This window comes from Sphingorhabdus sp. (assembly GCF_044338195.1).
In the GTDB taxonomy this organism is placed as follows: Bacteria; Pseudomonadota; Alphaproteobacteria; order Sphingomonadales; family Sphingomonadaceae; genus Sphingorhabdus_B.
Map to the genome: position 1 here is coordinate 16,556 of NZ_JBIIMC010000010.1, position 13,683 is coordinate 30,238.

The 13,683-nt window shown below is 55.3% G+C and carries 13 protein-coding genes; 8 read left to right on the forward strand and 5 right to left on the reverse strand.

What is annotated here, in order from left to right:
- Nucleotides 1-23 precede the first annotated feature (23 nt).
- The 6 genes from ACIQZK_RS04525 (at nucleotide 24) to ACIQZK_RS04550 (ending at nucleotide 6,983) form a co-directional block, all read left to right on the forward strand.
- Nucleotides 24-398, forward strand: a complete 375-nt coding sequence (locus ACIQZK_RS04525) for a cytochrome c-type biogenesis protein (RefSeq protein WP_397575089.1) — start codon at nucleotides 24-26, stop codon at nucleotides 396-398.
- Nucleotides 395-1,051 (forward strand): tetratricopeptide repeat protein, encoded by a 657-nt coding sequence (locus ACIQZK_RS04530; protein WP_397575090.1) that lies wholly within the window; start codon nucleotides 395-397, stop codon nucleotides 1,049-1,051. The genes ACIQZK_RS04525 and ACIQZK_RS04530 overlap by 4 nt, the downstream gene beginning before the upstream one ends.
- 126 nt (nucleotides 1,052-1,177) lie before the next feature.
- The gene (locus tag ACIQZK_RS04535; protein WP_397575091.1) at nucleotides 1,178-3,118 is read left to right on the forward strand and encodes a potassium transporter Kup; all 1,941 of its coding nucleotides are present in this window, start codon (nucleotides 1,178-1,180) and stop codon (nucleotides 3,116-3,118) included.
- A gap of 85 nt (nucleotides 3,119-3,203) precedes the next feature.
- Nucleotides 3,204-3,947, forward strand: a complete 744-nt coding sequence (locus ACIQZK_RS04540) for a hypothetical protein (protein WP_397575092.1) — start codon at nucleotides 3,204-3,206, stop codon at nucleotides 3,945-3,947.
- A 253-nt stretch (nucleotides 3,948-4,200) separates the two neighbouring features.
- Complete coding sequence (gene leuA, locus ACIQZK_RS04545; protein ID WP_397575093.1) at nucleotides 4,201-5,871, forward strand: 2-isopropylmalate synthase; 1,671 nt, start codon at nucleotides 4,201-4,203, stop codon at nucleotides 5,869-5,871.
- 140 nt (nucleotides 5,872-6,011) lie between these two features.
- Complete coding sequence (locus tag ACIQZK_RS04550) at nucleotides 6,012-6,983, forward strand: NAD(P)H-dependent flavin oxidoreductase (protein WP_397575094.1); 972 nt, start codon at nucleotides 6,012-6,014, stop codon at nucleotides 6,981-6,983.
- Between the two features lie 109 nt (nucleotides 6,984-7,092).
- On the opposite strand, the gene ACIQZK_RS04555 is transcribed toward ACIQZK_RS04550, so the two are convergent.
- The 5 genes from ACIQZK_RS04555 to miaA form a co-directional block, all read right to left on the reverse strand.
- The gene (locus ACIQZK_RS04555; protein ID WP_397575095.1) at nucleotides 7,093-7,722 is read right to left on the reverse strand and encodes a YceI family protein; all 630 of its coding nucleotides are present in this window, start codon (nucleotides 7,720-7,722) and stop codon (nucleotides 7,093-7,095) included.
- 76 nt (nucleotides 7,723-7,798) lie between these two features.
- Nucleotides 7,799-8,818, reverse strand: a complete 1,020-nt coding sequence (gene ilvC / locus ACIQZK_RS04560; RefSeq protein ID WP_397575096.1) for a ketol-acid reductoisomerase — start codon at nucleotides 8,816-8,818, stop codon at nucleotides 7,799-7,801.
- 81 nt (nucleotides 8,819-8,899) lie between these two features.
- Nucleotides 8,900-9,415: an acetolactate synthase small subunit gene (gene ilvN, locus ACIQZK_RS04565; RefSeq protein WP_397575097.1), complete on the reverse strand. Its 516-nt coding sequence runs from the start codon at nucleotides 9,413-9,415 to the stop codon at nucleotides 8,900-8,902.
- Nucleotides 9,415-11,175, reverse strand: coding sequence for an acetolactate synthase 3 large subunit (locus ACIQZK_RS04570; protein ID WP_397575098.1), 1,761 nt, complete (start codon nucleotides 11,173-11,175; stop codon nucleotides 9,415-9,417). The genes ilvN and ACIQZK_RS04570 overlap by 1 nt, the downstream gene beginning before the upstream one ends.
- Nucleotides 11,176-11,258: 83 nt before the next feature.
- Nucleotides 11,259-12,161 (reverse strand): tRNA (adenosine(37)-N6)-dimethylallyltransferase MiaA, encoded by a 903-nt coding sequence (gene miaA, locus ACIQZK_RS04575; protein WP_397575099.1) that lies wholly within the window; start codon nucleotides 12,159-12,161, stop codon nucleotides 11,259-11,261.
- Nucleotides 12,162-12,177: 16 nt separating this feature from the next.
- On the opposite strand from miaA, the gene serB reads away from it, so the two are divergent.
- Both serB and ACIQZK_RS04585 read left to right on the forward strand, forming a co-directional pair.
- Nucleotides 12,178-13,068, forward strand: coding sequence for a phosphoserine phosphatase SerB (gene serB, locus ACIQZK_RS04580; RefSeq protein ID WP_397575100.1), 891 nt, complete (start codon nucleotides 12,178-12,180; stop codon nucleotides 13,066-13,068).
- Between the two features lie 73 nt (nucleotides 13,069-13,141).
- Nucleotides 13,142-13,681 carry a superoxide dismutase family protein gene (locus ACIQZK_RS04585; protein WP_397575101.1) on the forward strand — a complete coding sequence of 180 codons (540 nt, stop codon included), beginning with the start codon at nucleotides 13,142-13,144 and terminating at the stop codon, nucleotides 13,679-13,681.
- Nucleotides 13,682-13,683 lie beyond the last annotated feature (2 nt).

Below are 13,683 nucleotides of genomic sequence, written 5' to 3' on the forward strand. Positions count from 1 at the left end.
GAATGCTCGCGCTCATATGCCTGATGCTTGCAACACCTATGTTTGCGCAAGGCAGCGGTCCCACGCCTGCATTAGCAAACCGTCAGTTGCCCGATCCCGCACAGGAAGCGGCGGCAACCAAGTTGATGCACAGCTTACGCTGCATTCAATGCCAGGGCCAATCGATCGCCGATAGTGACGCGCACATGGCGGGTACGATGCGGGCCGAGGTGCGGCAACAAATTGCAGCCGGGCAGAAACCGGAGGCCATTCGGGGCTGGATGATCGCGCGCTACGGTGAGTGGGTCAGCTTCGAACCTGATATGAAGGGGGCAGGCCTGTTGCTTTGGCTGACGCCCTTATTGGTCCTGATCGCGGGCATATGGCTCGCCCGCGGACTATTCCGGAGGGGCGCATGAACGGTTGGTTTGCACTTGGCATTTTGGCGATACTCAGCCTAGCCGTTCTCGTCTGGAATGTCCGATCGTCGAAAGGCCTGTGGCAGATTGCCGCAGCTGTCATTCTATTGGGCATGACGGGATATGCGCTTCAGGGGCTGCCCTCGACACCATCGTCGCCTGCCAAGTCACTGGCGGCAAGCGAAGTCGCCGCGATCCAGTTGGTCGACATACGGGCGGATATGGACCAAAGCTTTGGCAGCGCAAAACGCTGGCTTGTTACCGCGGACTCATTTGCCAAGCAGGGCGATTACCCGTTGTCGGCATCTTATATTCAGGCTGGCTTGCGCCAAGACCCCAACAATCCGGATTTGTGGTCCGCATTGGGTTTGCAGCTGATGCTCGCAAGCGAAGGCCAAATGTCGCCACCGGCGCAGTTGGCATTTGATAAGGCGCGGGCAATCCGGCCCAATTATCCTGCACCATATTATTTTGCAGGGTTAGCGCAGCTCTTTGCCGGTGACCTCGACGGGGCCATTTTGCTCTGGGAAAAGACCGTATCGCTCGCAACACCGCAAGCCAAGTGGAAGGCACGTATTGAGTCGCAACTGCAAGCGGCGAAGGCATTGCAGGCGCAGGCCGCTGATGCCCAAGCGGCGAGTGCATCTAAGTAACTGATAAAAATATCTTTTATCCATGATGGCGGGCTTTATTGCTTTGTTGTGATGGGTTGGTGGCCATGCTAATGCGCGCGTCCCGAATGCTTCTACGGCAATCGGGGCAAACGCCGGGGAAACGAAATGGTTGGACCGCAAGCCGCAGACGATTTTGGTCATAGCGAGCAAGATCATCATGAAAGTCATGCCCCGAAGGGGTCGTTGCTCGCCCTGTGCGTTGGCACAGTTGGCGTCGTGTTTGGCGACATCGGGACGAGCCCGATTTATGCCTTCCGCGAAACATTCGCCGGACATCATCCCATCACCCCCGATCCTATGCACATCAATGGTGTGCTAAGTCTCGTTTTCTGGTCGATGATGATCGTTGTGACATTCAAATATGTCTTCACGATTATGAAGGCCGACAATAAGGGCGAGGGCGGGAGTCTTGCCCTTCTCGCGCTGATTAACCGGCAGACTGCGGGCGCAAAATGGACCGCGCCTTTCGTGATGCTGGGCGTTTTCGCCACCGCTCTTTTCTATGGTGACTCCATGATTACGCCGGCGATGTCCATCCTGTCCGCGGCGGAAGGCCTGAAATATGTCAACCAGGACTTTAGCGACTGGATCCTGCCCATATCCGTCGTGATTATCGGTGCACTTTTTGCGTTTCAGTCGCGTGGTACGGCCAAGGTTGGCGCATGGTTTGGGCCGATCATGCTGGTCTACTTCGCAACGCTTTCCGGCCTTGGCATTATGCATCTAACAAAGATGCCGTTGATCATTCTCGATGTTCTGAACCCGCTGAACGCCTTTTACTTTTTCTACGTTGATGGCTTCCGCGCGTTTGTCGCGATGGGTACTGTAGTTCTTGCCGTTACCGGGGCCGAGGCGCTCTATGCCGATATGGGGCATTTTGGACGGCGCCCAATCAAGTTCAGCTGGCTGTTCTTTGTTCTGCCCGCGTTGATGCTGAATTACATGGGGCAGGGGGCAATGATCCTGTCGATGACGCCTGAGGAAGCCCAGATGGCCATTCGCGACCCGTTCTTCCTGATGGTGCCGGACATCATAAGCACGCCCGTTATCATATTGACGATCTTGGCCGCGATTATCGCCAGCCAAGCCGTGATTTCGGGTGCTTTCTCGCTGACCCAGCAAGCCATTCAATTGGGCTTCATTCCGCGCTTGAGCATTTTGCACACCAGTGAAAAAGCCGCAGGCCAGATTTACATTCCGGCAATCAACTGGGGGCTGGCGGTGATGGTCCTCTTGCTCGTGCTTTTCTTCCAGTCTTCGTCAAACCTTGCCGCTGCTTATGGTATCGCGGTGACGGGTGCGATGTTTATCGATACCTGCCTGATCGCGGTCGTGCTCTTGTCGCTTTGGAAATGGCCAAAGTGGAAAGCCATTCCGATCTTGGCGTTGTTCTTCATCGTCGACTTTGCCTATTTCGGCGCAAACCTGCTCAAGGTTCCGTCGGGTGGCTGGGTGCCGCTCGTTATTGGCCTCGTTATCTTTACGTTGCTGACGACATGGTCACGTGGACGCGCGTTGATGCGCGAGCGTATGGCCGAAAGCACCATGCCAATGGAAATCTTCATCAAATCGGCTGCAAACAGCGCGACGCGGGTTCCGGGTACGGCGATTTTCATGGCGTCGGCCGCGAGCGGGGTTCCTTCGGCTTTGCTGCATAACATCAAGCACAACCGCATATTGCATGAACGCGTCATCATTCTCACGGTGCAAATCGAAGATGTCCCCTTTGTCGAAACCGGCGATCGGATTATCTGCAAAGACCTGGGTGAAGGTTTCTATCGCGTCAAAATGCGCTTTGGCTTTTTGGAAGAAACCAATGTCCCCGCTACGCTCGATTTGGTCGATCTGTGCGGTCCAAAGTTTGATATGATGCACACCAGCTTCTTCCTTTCGCGGCAGACGCTTATTGCGTCGAAAATCCCCGGCATGGCGATCTGGCGCGAAAAGATTTTCGCATGGATGTTGCGCAATGCCGCAAACGCCATGGAATTCTTTAAGCTGCCCAGCAATCGGGTGGTTGAACTGGGAAGCCAAGTCGAAATTTAAACGCTACGTTGCGGCGCGCGTGCGTTGTCGCAAAATCGCTTGAACCTTTTTGTTTCGAACAATACGAACAAAAAAGGAACTTCGATTGGAAAATCGTATGTCGGTTATGTCATTGCTTTCGGCGGCCAGCTTCGCCGATTTGAAGGAAATGTGGCAATCCGTCGATTTCGATCGGCTTGGCATCACCTTTAATGACGGCAGCAACATAGCGAGCGTATCGGGCAGTCTGCTATTTAGCGGTGTTTCTTTTAGCTATGCGTTGCAGGCGTGCCCTGCACCAGCCGCAACGCACCACATTTTTTGTAACGCCGATCTCTCCGATATTCATTCCGCCGTGCACATCGATTTGGGCCCAGCGGTCGCATCTGGCCGTACTGTTCCCGCAATTGTTCAGGCTATGCTGGAGCTTGGCGAGGTTTTGGGACGCAAATTGGGTATCAAGGCCGTGTTTTGGTCTCCGGCGGCGGTCGTTTCCGGATATGATTATTACGCGGAGGCTGTAGCGCAATATGCCGAAGGTGCGGCATTTCCGGCATTGCTGTGCGTTGGCTTTGATATGTCGACGATCGGTATTTTGCAAACAACAGGATTGGCGTGGCTATGCGATCAGGAACTGACCTTCGCGCATGCGCAGCTGCCCGCGCATGAAGCTATGCGTTATGTGGTGCGCCTTGTGCACGACCTTGCTACGCAAGGGGCATATGATCGCGCACTTGAGTTGCCCGGCTTGCATGCAGATGAAGTTGTTGTCGTGACGCCCAGCCCCGATCAGGGCACAGTCAATGCACGCTTGGTTACCGGTAAAGAGGCCATAAACTCCGCCCAATAGCAGATAAGTCGCGCCATTTGGTTGGCAACTAAATGAATGCGTACAAATTTTATACTGGACGAATGTTGCTTTGAATGGCTATCGCCGCAACATAATGTCTTTGCACAACGCGACCTTGCTTCTTCTACGACTTACACGCCCTTAGGCGTGCGCTTGATGTCGGCATCGTTCGGCAGGCCGCCTAAGGGCTTCATGAAACCCCGCCAAGTCTTAATGCCCACATAATGGGCGCAATAGCGAAGTTGCACAAAACATGATGTTATCCGATCCATCTCGTAAATACCGCGCATTCCCGCAAGTTGACCTGCCTGACCGTCAATGGCCAAATCGTACAATAGACGCACCGCCACGTTGGCTTTCGACCGACCTGCGCGACGGTAATCAGGCGCTGATCGACCCGATGGGCGCCGAGAAAAAGCGCCGGTTTTTTGATCTTCTCCTGAAAGTCGGCGTGAAGGAAATCGAAGTTGGTTTTCCAAGCTCCGGTGCGACAGATTTCGATTTTATCCGTGGTTTGGTCGATAGCGGAAGCATCCCCGACGATGTGACCATTCAGAGCCTGACGCAGTCGCGGCGCGACCTGATAGAGAAAACGTTCGAAAGCATGGCGGGCGCACCGCGTGCGATTGTGCATCTGTATAATGCCGTTAGCCCCGCGTGGCGGGACATTGTCTTTAACCTCGACAAAGCGGGCGTGAAGGCCATCGCGGTTGAAGGCGCGCATATGTTGATGGAGCAAGCCGCGCGCTTCCCAGAAACCGACTGGCATTTCGAATATAGCCCCGAAACCTTTTCCACTGCCGAGCTCGAATTCAGTCTTGAGGTAAGCGAGGCTGTGATGGAGGTTTTGAAACCGACCGCTGCCAAGCCACTGATTCTGAACTTGCCAGCCACCATCGAAGCCGCGATGCCCAATGTATATGCCGACCAGATCGAATGGATGTGCAAACATATCAGCGCGCGTGACGCGGTTGTCATCAGCCTGCATCCGCATAATGACCGCGGCAGCGGCATCGCCGCGGCGGAACTTGGCCTGTTGGCGGGCGGCGACCGGATCGAAGGTTGCTTGTTCGGCAATGGTGAACGCACGGGCAATGTCGACCTCGTCACGCTGGCGCTGAACATGTATACGCAAGGGCTGAACCCAGGTCTTGATTTCAGCAATATCGATGAAGTTATTCAGACCGTTGAATATTGCAATCAACTGCCGGTCCATCCGCGTCACCCATATGCCGGTGAATTGGTGTTCACGGCCTTTTCCGGATCGCATCAGGACGCCATTAAAAAAGGTTTTGCCGCGCATGAGAGGCAAAATGACGAAATCTGGCGTGTGCCCTATCTGCCAATCGATCCAGCCGACTTGGGTCGGTCATACGAGGCTGTCATCCGCGTAAATTCGCAAAGCGGCAAGGGCGGTGTTGCTTGGGTTATCGAACAGGACCACGGCCTTAAATTGCCGAAGCGTATGCAGGCCAATTTTTCCACGACGGTGCAGGAATTGTCCGACACGACTGGCCGGGAGTTGACCGGTGCCGACATCTGGGAAGCGTTTGAAAAGCGCTATCATCTGAAAGGTGAAGGGCGCTTCCGGTTGCTCGACTTCCGCGAAAGCCAAAGCCAGCGTCAACTGGATGAACGTATCTTCGCAGGCAACATCCGCATCGATGGCGTCGAACAAAGCGTGAGCGGTCGCGGCAATGGACTTATCTCAAGCCTTGCCAATGCCCTTGAGGAGGCTCTTGGGGGGGCGCTGGACATCATTGACTATAGCGAGCACGCAATCGGCCACGGTACCGACGCACGCGCTGCTGCCTATGTTGAGTGTCGTGTTGGCGATGGGCCGATTTTGTTCGGTGTCGGGATCAGCAGGGATGTCGCGACGGCGTCCGTTCGGGCGATTTTGAGCGCCGCTAACGGCGCGTAAGTCGATCAAAGGCGGGCGTGCATGAAAAATCACGCCCACCTAACCTTACGTAATGGCTTGTTCCATACCACCCATTTGACAGCCGCAATGTGCAGGCGCTAACCCTCAGTTAAATGCTCAATTAACAAGGGATTCGGCGCATGGCACTTCCGGCAATTTTCGACAATCTTCGTCTTCCGGTGATTGGATCGCCGCTTTTTATCGTTTCAGGCCCAGAGCTGGTTATTGCACAATGCAAGGCCGGTGTTGTTGGTTCATTCCCGGCGCTCAATGCACGTCCAGCCAGCCAGTTGGACGAATGGTTGCACCAGATCACTGAGGAACTCGCCGCACATAACCGCGACAATCCCACACGTCCTGCCGCGCCTTATGCCGTGAACCAGATCGTGCATAAATCAAACAACCGGTTGCAGGAAGATTTGGCCGTCTGCGCGAAATGGCAAGTTCCGATCACGATCACGTCGCTGGGCGCGCAGGAAGAACTGAACCAAGCCGTACACAGCTGGGGCGGCATTGCGTTTCATGACGTCATCAATGACCGTTTCGCGCACAAGGCAATCGAGAAGGGCGCAGATGGTCTTATTCCGGTGGCTGCAGGCGCTGGCGGACATGCTGGCGTTACTTCGCCTTTCGCACTGATGCGTGAAATTCGTGAGTGGTTCGACGGCCCAGTGGCATTGTCCGGATCGATTGCGCATGGCGCGTCGATATTGGCGGCGCAAGCCATGGGTGCAGACTTTGGCTATATCGGCAGCGCGTTTATCGCGACGAAGGAAGCCAATGCCGTTGACGGCTACAAAGACAATATCGTCGAAGCAAAAGCTTCCGACATTGTTTACTCGGACCTGTTTACCGGCGTCAGCGGCAATTATCTGCGCCAGTCGATCGAGCGCGCAGGGATGGACCCCAACAATCTTCCAAAGGGCGATATTTCCACGATGAACTTTGGCTCGGGCGGCAATAGCGAAGCCAAGGCTTGGAAGGATATCTGGGGTTCAGGCCAGGGTATCGGCGCGATCAAGGAAGTGCAAACCGTGGCACAATTTGTTGATCAGCTAGAGGCAGAGTATCGCGCAGCCAAGGTTGCATTGGATGCGGCTTTCCGGGGCTAATTATATCCCCGATATGGCATAGCCAGCAAAATAGTAATCGACGCCGCAAAGGCACAAAGCGAGGAAAGATTCTCCCCTTTGTGCTTTTGCGGCGTTTTATTTTTGATCCTTAGTTCGCCTTTTCAAAGGCGACGCTGATATCCAAGGTAACGTCATCCGAAATCATCGGAACGGCATAGCTAATGCCAAATTCGCTGCGTTTGATGACAGCGGTGGCATGAAAGCCGACGGTGGCTTTCTTGTTGAACGGGTTGTTGCCAGCACCTGAAAAGGTCGTGTCGAGCACGACTGGCTTGGTGACGCCGTTCAGTGTCAGATTGCCTGTGATTTTGGCTGTCGTGCCCTTGGCGACCACGCTGGTGGACACAAATTTTGCATCCGCAGGCGCTGGACCGAAAAAGTCCGCTTTGCCGCCATCTTTGCCCGCGCGAAGCAAATGGCCAGTGAGGCCTGCGCTCGCGGTTGTGACTTTGCCAACTGGAATAGTGATATCAACCGTTGATGCATTTGGCTTTGCTGGGTCCAAAACTAATGTCCCCGTCGCATCGCCGAAGATGCCAAAATAATCGTTGAAGCCGAAATGGCTTACGCGCCAGCCGATCAGCGTGTGTGCGGGATCGGTGTTGTACGTTCCTGCGGTAACCCGCGTGACATCCACCGCGCCGGGGGTTTGTGGTGCGCTTTGGGCGATGAGGGGGACGGCAGCGAAGAGGGGAAGGGCACATAAAAATTTGCGCATAGTATTGCTCCAGACAACAAAAAGGGGAGGCATCAGTGTCGATGCCTCCCCTTAAACTGTCAAGATGCGAAGATGATCAGTTTTTGGCTTGATCAACCAGCTTATTCTTGGCGATCCAAGGCATCATAGCGCGCAGCTTTGCGCCAGTTGCTTCGATTGGATGCGCAGCCGCAGCCTTGCGCGCGGCCTTGAGTTCGGGTTGTCCTGCACGGTTGTCCAGAACGAAGTTCTTCACAAAACGGCCGGACTGAATGTCCGCAAGAACGCGCTTCATTTCCGCTTTGGTTTCATCGGTAATGATGCGCGGACCGGTCGTGATATCACCATATTCCGCGGTGTTGGAGATGGAATAGCGCATGTTGGCGATGCCGCCTTCATATAGAAGGTCAACGATCAGCTTCGTTTCGTGCAAGCATTCGAAATAGGCCATTTCAGGGGCGTAGCCCGCCTCAGTCAGCGTTTCGAAGCCGGCTTGGATCAGGTGGGTGATACCGCCGCACAATACGGCCTGTTCACCAAACAGATCGGTTTCGCACTCTTCGCGGAAATTGGTTTCGATGATGCCGCTGCGTCCGCCGCCAACGCCGCTTGCATAAGCAAGCGCGATGTCATGGGCATTACCGCTTGAATTTTGTGCCACGGCGATAAGGCAAGGCACGCCGCCGCCTTTTTGATATTCGCTACGTACGGTATGGCCGGGGCCCTTTGGCGCGATCATGATGACGTCAATGTCCGCGCGTGGTTCGATAAGGCCGAAATGGACGTTCAGGCCATGGGCAAAGGCAAGCGCCGCACCGGGCTTCATATTTGCATGCAAGTCATCTGCGTAAATGGCGGCCTGATGCTCGTCAGGTGCAAGCACCATCAAGATATCCGCCCACGCGGCGGCATCGGCATTCGCCAATACCTTAAAGCCAGCGGCCTCAGCCTTTTTCGCGGTGGCCGATCCAGCACGCAACGCAATGGCTACGTCCGCAACGCCGCTGTCGCGCAGGTTCTGGGCATGTGCATGGCCTTGGCTACCATAACCAACAATCGCGACTTTCTTGTCCTTGATCAGGCCCAGATCGCAATCTGCGTCGTAAAATACTTTCATGTTTTAGTCCTTCTGCTTTGCCGTCACCCGGAATGTGTTTCAGGGTCTACCTTTAACGGCGTAATATTTTGACGATGAAATTTAGCTGCCTTCGGCTCCGCGCATCAGGCCGACAATTCCGGTTCTGCCGACTTCAACCAGGCCGACTTCGCGCATCAACGCGACGAACGTGTCGATCTTGTCCGGGCCGCCGGTTATCTCAAAAATGAAGCTGTTGACAGTCGCGTCGATCACGCGGGCACGATAAATGTCGGCAAGGCGCATGGCCTCAACCCGTTGGTCACCGGTGCCCCGCACCTTAACCAACGCAAGTTCGCGCTCCACATGGGGGCCGGCTTCGGTCAGGTCAGTGACTTTGTGCACCGGGATAAGGCGTTCACATTGCGCAATGATCTGGTCGATGACCGGTGGTGGCCCGCGGGTGACGATGGTAATCCGGCTCGTGGCATGGTCTTCGCTGATATCGGCAACGGTCAAACTGTCGATGTTGTAACCGCGCGAGGTAAACATGCCCGCGATCCGCGCAAGGGTGCCGGCTTCGTTGTCGACGGTCAGCGTAAGCACATGCCGTTCGGTGAGTTCCTGTTTGATATGCATTATACGAGCGCCTTTGCTTCGTCGTCCATCGTCCCTGATACTTCATCGGAATGCAGGATCATGTCCGTATGGGCTGCGCCTGACGGTATCATCGGGAAGCAATTTGAGGTTTTGTGCACGCGGCAGTCGAACATTACCGGGCCGTCATAGGCAAGCATTTCGGCTATGGCCTCATCCAGCTTGGCCGGGTCACTGCAACGTATGCCTTTCCATCCATAAGCTTCGGCCAGCGCCACAAAATCGGGCAAGCTGTCTGAATAGCTCTCCGAGAAACGGCTTTCATAAGTCAGCTCTTGCCACTGGCGCACCATGCCCATCCATTCATTGTTCAGGATGAAGACTTTGACCGGCAAACGATATTGGGTCGCGGTTGCCATTTCCTGAATATTCATCTGGATCGATGCTTCGCCAGCGATATCGATAACCAGCGCGTCCGGATTACCCATTTGTGCACCGACCGCTGCGGGCAGGCCATAGCCCATGGTGCCCAAGCCGCCGCTGGTGAGCCATTTGTTGGGGGCATCAAAATGGAAATGCTGTGCGGCCCACATTTGGTGCTGCCCCACTTCCGTCGTGATGATCGGCGCTTTGTCTTTGGTGGCCGCGAACAAACGTTCAATCGCATATTGCGGCATGATTTCCTGCGTGCTGCCAGCGTAGCTGAGGCAGTCGACTGCGCGCCAGCCTTTGATACGTGCCCACCAGTCATCCAACGCCGCAGCCTTGTATTTACGGCCTTTCCACACTTCGATCATTTGCCGGATCGCCGCGCCAACATCGGCCACGATGGGCAGATCAACGCGTACCGTTTTGTTAATCGAACTGCGGTCTATATCGATGTGGATTTTGATGCTGTCGGGTGAAAAGGCATCGAGGCGACCTGTGACACGGTCGTCGAAACGCGCCCCTAGGCATAACATCACGTCGCATTGGTTCATCGCCATATTGGCTTCATATGTGCCATGCATGCCAAGCATACCCAGCCATGCGTCGCCGGAGGCAGGATATGCGCCAAGGCCCATCAGCGTTGATGTGACAGGCGCGCCGCATAGTTCGGCGAGCTCGCGCAGCGCCGCACTTGCATCGGGGCCAGAATTGATGATGCCACCGCCGGTATAAAGGATTGGCGCCTTCGCATTGGCCAACAGCTCAACCGCGCGGTTGATTTCGGCGTAATCGGCTTCGCCCGCAGGGTTAAACCGCGACGACGTTGCGCGCTTTACGTCGGTGGATGTCGTCGCAACCTGAACATTTTTCGGAATGTCGATGACAACGGGGCCGGGGCGTCCCTTGGTTGCGATGGCAAATGCCTCACGTACGGTGGACGCGAGGTCCGCAGGATCTTTCACAAGATAATTGTGCTTTGAACAGTGGCGTGTGATGCCGACGGTGTCCGCTTCCTGAAACGCGTCTGAGCCGATTAAGTTGGTGGCAACTTGGCCAGTTAGAACAATCAGCGGAATGGAATCCATGAAGGCATCCGCAATGCCGGTGACGGCATTGGTCGCGCCAGGGCCTGAGGTGACGAGCACGACGCCCGGCTTCCCCGTCGACCGCGCGTAACCTTCTGCCGCATGCGCAGCGCCGGCTTCGTGACGGACGAGGACGTGACGGATTTTCTTATGCTGAAAGAGCGCGTCATAAATCGGCAGAACTGCGCCGCCGGGATACCCGAATACGGTGTCCACACCCTGTTCGATCAAGGTATCGATCAAAATTTCTGCGCCGGATTTTTCGGGCACTGTAAAGTCCTCACTCATTATCAAACGGCCCTATGTTGCAGCGCAACAGAGTAGGCAAGAGCGGGCTAGCTAAAGATTAGAAAATGACATGTCAACGATAATCATTGAAATATTGTTTCAAAATAACCTCTATTTGAATCATTTATTTCATCAACTATGCGGGGCCATGCGGCGGGGGCTTGGTTCCTGAACCAGGTAAACTGCCGCTTTGCATATTGACGGGTCGCAATTTGGCCGCGTTCGATGGCTTCTGCCTCTGACATAGTGCCGCCAAGAAGCGCAGCGATCTCTGGAACGCCGATGGCGCGCATGATTGGTGCATCGTGAGGCATTTTCTGCGCCAACAAGGCTTCAACTTCCTGAATAGCGCCGCTTTGTATCATCTGTTCGAACCGCATGTCGCACCGCTGATACAGCCATTCACGTGGTGGCAAGAGGAGGAGGGGGTGCAGCGAAATGTCTTGCGCGATGCCGCCCGTCTTAATTTTGCGCCAATCGCTTATGCTGCGGCCAGTGCCCTCAATAACCTCAAGCGCGCGGGTGATACGGATGATATCCGCGGGGCCTAAGGTTGCGGCTACCGCAGGGTCGAGTTTTTGGAGCGCCGCATAAGCGTGTGCGACGGGCATTGCCCGAATGCGGGCGCGCAATTCCGGATCGATGTCGGGTATGGGCGCGATACCATCGAGTAATGTCTGGATATATAGGCCGCTGCCACCGACCAGTACAGGCAGCGCGCCTGCATCATGCGCTTCGTCAATGGCGTCTTTCGCATCATTGGCCCAGCGCGCCGCCGAACAATGCGTTTGGCCGTCCAGATATCCGAATAAACGGTGCGGGGCGCTGCGTTGTTCGCTTTCGGTAGGTTGGGCGCTGAGTATCGGCAGGTCGGAATAAACTTGCGCGCTATCGGCGTTGATAATCACGACATTGCGCGACTTCGCCAATTGCAGCGCTAATGCTGTCTTGCCGCTTGCGGTTGGACCCGCAATAAGCGCGACCATCTTTTTAGGATTCGAAATGCCCATCTTAACCCTGATAGCAGCAGATTCTTTGGAAAGCGGCATAATTTCAGAAGCCTGCGACCGATTGGCTACACATACATGCGTTCCGGCAACAACGGACTGGCTTGCGGAGGGCAGGGCCGTGGACATATTTTTTGACGGCGCTCTAACGCATGCGCGCACTGCGGTTGCTACCCTTGAAGATCGCGTCGATATCGTCGTCCAATATGAAGAGCAGCGGCGCAAAATGCTGTTGGTGTCCGACATGGACAGCACGATGATTACGGTTGAATGTATCGATGAGCTGGCCGACTTTGCCGGAATAAAGCCCGAAATCGCTGCAATTACCGAGCGGGCAATGGCAGGCGAGTTGGACTTTGCAGAAGCGTTAAAGGCGCGTGTTGCGTTGCTGGCTGGGCTTGATGCCGACATGATCGAACAATGCTTGCATGAACGCGTCCGTCCCATGCCCGGGGCGGAGACTTTGGTGCGCACCATGACCGCATGGGGCGCGCATGCCGTGCTGGTATCGGGAGGCTTTACCAGTTTTACCGGTCCCGTTGCGGCCATGCTGGGCTTTGCAGAGGTGCATGCCAATGTCCTTGAGATTGAACAGGGACGTCTGACAGGACGGCTTGCTGCCGATATTGTGGACGCGGCGACAAAGAGGGAGGTGCTTCAATCCGCGGCAGGGACACTTGGATTAAACCTGAAATCCGCGCTTGCGGTCGGCGACGGCGCCAATGACATGCCGATGATCGCAGAGGCCGTATCCGCCGAAGGCCTTGGTGTCGGCTATCATCCACGACCGCAACTTGCCGCCGCCGCCAATTTTGCGGTGCGCCACAATGATTTGACCGCACTGCTTTTTGCACAGGGGATTAAACCCGACGCATGGGCGCATTGAGCAAGTGAAACACATTGAGCGGCGCAGGGTTGATGTTATGATGCCCCATTCCGTTATTCCATAGGAGCATAATATGCGTGCATTTCTACCTGTTCTACTCATCCCGGCCCTCGCGAGCTGTGCGACGCTTATGCCAACAAAGTCTGGTGAATCGTCGGAAGTCGTCACGGCGGAGCTCGCGCGCGGGGATGGCAGCCGGGCAGGCGTTGCAACCATATCGCGGCGCGGGGACGGCCTGTTCCTGAGCCTTTCTGCCGAAGCGCCTGCAGAGGGAACATTTGGCATGCACCTTCACGCGGTGGGGACATGCCAAGGACCAGATTTTACGTCTGCCGGACCGCATTGGAACCCCGAGATGAAACAACATGGCCTGGATAATCCAATGGGCGCGCATCATGGCGATTTGCCAAATGTAACGGCCGGCGCTGACCGCAAAATAACATTGGAATATAAATTGCCGGATTTTGTGATTTCAGGGCCCACCGGGCTGCTCGATGCCGACGGTGGTGCGCTCGTTATCCACGAAAAAGCAGATGACTATAAAACAGACCCCAGCGGGAACAGCGGCAAGCGTATCATTTGTGGTGTTTTTAAATCCGGTAACGGCGGTTGAAG

Excerpts from the sequence above, each read along its gene's own strand:
- ACIQZK_RS04525 (WP_397575089.1), top strand. The coding sequence starts at position 24 with ATGCTTGCAACACCTATGTTTGCGCAAGGCAGCGGTCCCACGCCTGCA.
- ACIQZK_RS04530 (WP_397575090.1), top strand. The coding sequence starts at position 395 with ATGAACGGTTGGTTTGCACTTGGCATTTTGGCGATACTCAGCCTAGCC.
- ACIQZK_RS04535 (WP_397575091.1), top strand. The coding sequence starts at position 1,178 with ATGGTTGGACCGCAAGCCGCAGACGATTTTGGTCATAGCGAGCAAGAT.
- leuA (WP_397575093.1), top strand. The coding sequence starts at position 4,201 with ATGATGTTATCCGATCCATCTCGTAAATACCGCGCATTCCCGCAAGTT.
- ACIQZK_RS04550 (WP_397575094.1), top strand. The coding sequence starts at position 6,012 with ATGGCACTTCCGGCAATTTTCGACAATCTTCGTCTTCCGGTGATTGGA.
- ACIQZK_RS04555 (WP_397575095.1), bottom strand. The coding sequence starts at position 7,722 with ATGCGCAAATTTTTATGTGCCCTTCCCCTCTTCGCTGCCGTCCCCCTC.
- ilvC (WP_397575096.1), bottom strand. The coding sequence starts at position 8,818 with ATGAAAGTATTTTACGACGCAGATTGCGATCTGGGCCTGATCAAGGAC.
- ilvN (WP_397575097.1), bottom strand. The coding sequence starts at position 9,415 with ATGCATATCAAACAGGAACTCACCGAACGGCATGTGCTTACGCTGACC.
- ACIQZK_RS04570 (WP_397575098.1), bottom strand. The coding sequence starts at position 11,175 with ATGAGTGAGGACTTTACAGTGCCCGAAAAATCCGGCGCAGAAATTTTG.
- miaA (WP_397575099.1), bottom strand. The coding sequence starts at position 12,161 with ATGGTCGCGCTTATTGCGGGTCCAACCGCAAGCGGCAAGACAGCATTA.
- serB (WP_397575100.1), top strand. The coding sequence starts at position 12,178 with ATGCCCATCTTAACCCTGATAGCAGCAGATTCTTTGGAAAGCGGCATA.
- ACIQZK_RS04585 (WP_397575101.1), top strand. The coding sequence starts at position 13,142 with ATGCGTGCATTTCTACCTGTTCTACTCATCCCGGCCCTCGCGAGCTGT.